This window comes from Chromatium okenii, from assembly GCF_016583745.1.
GTDB lineage: Bacteria > Pseudomonadota > Gammaproteobacteria > Chromatiales > Chromatiaceae > Chromatium > Chromatium okenii.
Genome location: NZ_NRRQ01000071.1, coordinates 1 through 2,793 on the forward strand (window position 1 = coordinate 1; position 2,793 = coordinate 2,793).

The window sequence follows — 2,793 nt, forward strand, 5'->3', positions numbered from 1 at the left end:
TTGTCAGTGGTTGATAATCCAACCGCACCAAGCGATTAACCGGAATTGGAGTATCGGAATCAAACTCCAGTGTGATAGTACGAACTTGCTGCTGACCTAACGACAACTCCAACGCAACCAATTTAGGCAGTAGATTGAAGTCAGCGGTGTCAGCAATCTGCACCTTGGCTGCGTTGGCATTGATGTTAAACGACCATTTCATACTGAATGCCTGTGCGGATGCTGGTAATCACTCAGGACAGAGCGCGTAACAACACAGCACGCTGTGAAGTCTGGTCTTAAATCCCCTTAAAACGGGTCTCAGTTCAAACTATTTTCCAAATACTTACTATTTACTTCTAACGTCTTAATCCCCTTAAAACGGGTCTCAATGCGAACCCTTCAGCGAAAAATTTTCTACCTTAAAATCAATCAGATGCAGATAGAAAATTGTACTCATTTTTAAGCCCAAAACGGTTAGGTCAAGTTTTGACCAAAACACAAAAGCCTCTTTCTGTTTACGCTAACGCCGATCACAGTCAACTTTAATCTTACCGATTTCAACGCAGCCGACAAGCATTTTGTTGAAAGGTCAACCCAAGTAAATGACCTTTGCTTGTTTGGCGGATTTTCCGGGTGGCTCATCCCACCAACCTTTCGCCTGCCAGCGTGAACAAATGTCTTCCAACGCTGCTGCTTTGAGCACCGGATCAGTCAACGCCGTCCATTCTGCCGCCAATCCTTTGCCGCGCAAGGTGTCATCAGCTTGTGCATTGTTCTGTTTCGCCAAACGAGCGATTGTTTCCTCAACCCAAGCGCAGACTGCACCAGCGGGAACTTTCGGCTGTGGATCAAACAAACCATAACCGGTGCGGGTTTTTGCACCAATGCCGCCCTGATCCAACGCAGCAATCAGCATCTTCTCTGCGAGTTCCAGCCATGCCAGCGGTCCTTCCAACACAAATAAAAACTCGCCCTGTACCGCAATTTGCGCGTTGGGAATTGGGCTATCAAAATCAGTTGCAGGAGTCGCGCCCTCGCTGCCGTAGTATTTGGGATGATGCGTCGTCACGACCTCCTCAACCAGCGGTCGCTCGGCGGAAGTGGGAACCCACCACGCATCATGGAAATTCACTAAACCGGAAAGCCCCAACGGATGCGCTCCATTTAGATCGGCTTCAGCACCAAATAATTCAGCGATCACTGCCGGATTCTGCTCGCCGAATAGACTCTTACTGACCTGCGCCCGGACGACGCCCTTAATACTCGAACCCGGAATATAGGGCATTCCGTAGCTATGACTGATGGCACAGCCGGTTTCCAACATTCCGCCGCCGGTCAAACCAATGAACAAGCGTGATTGGAGCGCAAGCACCGCTTGGCAAAACCGCAGCGGATCAGTCGTTGCAGTCCGCCAGCGTTGATAAGCATTGTGGTAGAAAGAATCAGCAGTGACGCCACAAATTCGGCGGATATACGCAGTCTTGGCTTGCTGTCCCGCTTCAGTCTCATTGTCATAATCGGCGTAGCCACGTTGGAGCAGCAGACCAGGGTGAGCATGATTGGCTTGGCGATAAAGCGGGCGTAGATTCTCGCGCATCAGTTGAGTTGCCATGCGTCAAGCTCCGCTGTTATCAGTGTTATTGCCAGTGGCATCCACCCGCAGCAACCCTTGCACATAGCGTTTAATCCAACCGGATGCTTCCAGTGCGTGGCGAGTGAGTTTGAGCGTTTGGTTCAAATCGGCAGCGATGATGGCTTGATGCAGCGCATTACAATTAGGCACATTGAGCGTTTCGCCCGCCCGCAGGACAAAATTAAGATCGTCAAGCAGCATCAGATATTCGTGAGAGCTGCTGCCTTTGGCGAGTAAAAAGCCGGTTGCCTGCGCCAGTCCATTCTGCAGAATCATGCCCGGCAACCTGTGGGCAATCGCGCCGTATTTTTTCTTGTCAGGTTCATTCTGGTGGGCTTCAACCCGCAGATAAGCAGCGCGAGCGACCCGATGAGCACGCAGATTCATGCCAATTTCTCCTGCGTCAGAAACCGCACCAATCCGCGCCCAACTCCCGCCTGACCGCCGATTTGCAGCAGGGTATCGCTGGCAGGTAAGGCACGCGCCAGAGCATCACGCGCACAGGGTTGATCGGGTTCATTGGAATCCGTCAGCGCATAAATGCCCCAGAGCAACGTTTCAGCGGGCAGATGTTCCTCAAACCAGAGTGCGCCCTTTTTCACCGTGCCAGTGTTTTCGTCAATGCTGATACGGGTGCGCAATTCCGTCGCGGTTTCGCTCAGAAAACCGAGGATGTTATCGGGCAGAATGGCAAAACGTTGTCTGAAATCAGTTTGAGCCGCTGCATCTTTAGGATGAATCAATTGCGCAATCACCTCCGCCCACTGCAGGGCGCTGCCATCAACGCTGACATTCAGATCAAGGTCTTCCAAAACCAGTTTTCCCTCAATGCGATTGACCGAATCAGCGGCAACAAACGCCGTGTTTTCAGTCAGGCGAGGAAGTTCGGGCGCGGTTAATCCGGCGCGTTTCAGATCAGCAGCGTAGCGATTCAAGATAAAAGGCGCGGTGACATAACACACAATGCCCGCCAACGCCCGCACTGGTAGCGCGAGCAGATGCGCGTCACCGACAGCCAACGCACCGGCAAAACTCTTGGCGTTATCGGCGAGACCAAACAGGGCGCGAGCAGCAGATTCATTGTGCTCACTGACCGACTGGCGCAACACACCACGCAATGACGACCCGGGCACAATCGGCAACTGGGTTGCTCGGGCGCGAGCAATCGGTAAATCCAC

At 52.3% G+C, this 2,793-nt stretch carries 3 protein-coding genes and 1 pseudogene; all 4 read right to left on the reverse strand.

Features of this window, described 5'->3' with window-relative positions; genetic code table 11:
- Positions 1-202 (reverse strand): annotated as a pseudogene (locus tag CKO12_RS14020) (radical SAM protein); the annotation flags it as partial.
- A gap of 369 nt (positions 203-571) precedes the next feature.
- A complete protein-coding gene (gene cmr6, locus CKO12_RS14025; RefSeq protein ID WP_200155346.1) occupies positions 572-1,594 on the reverse strand; it encodes a type III-B CRISPR module RAMP protein Cmr6 in 1,023 nt (340 codons plus the stop codon).
- Positions 1,595-1,597: 3 nt separating this feature from the next.
- Positions 1,598-2,002: a type III-B CRISPR module-associated protein Cmr5 gene (cmr5, locus tag CKO12_RS14030; RefSeq protein ID WP_200155347.1), complete on the reverse strand. Its 405-nt coding sequence runs from the start codon at positions 2,000-2,002 to the stop codon at positions 1,598-1,600.
- On the reverse strand, positions 1,999-2,793 hold a 795-nt coding region (cmr4, locus tag CKO12_RS14035; protein WP_200155348.1), incomplete at its 5' end, for a type III-B CRISPR module RAMP protein Cmr4. The genes cmr4 and cmr5, both read right to left, overlap by 4 nt.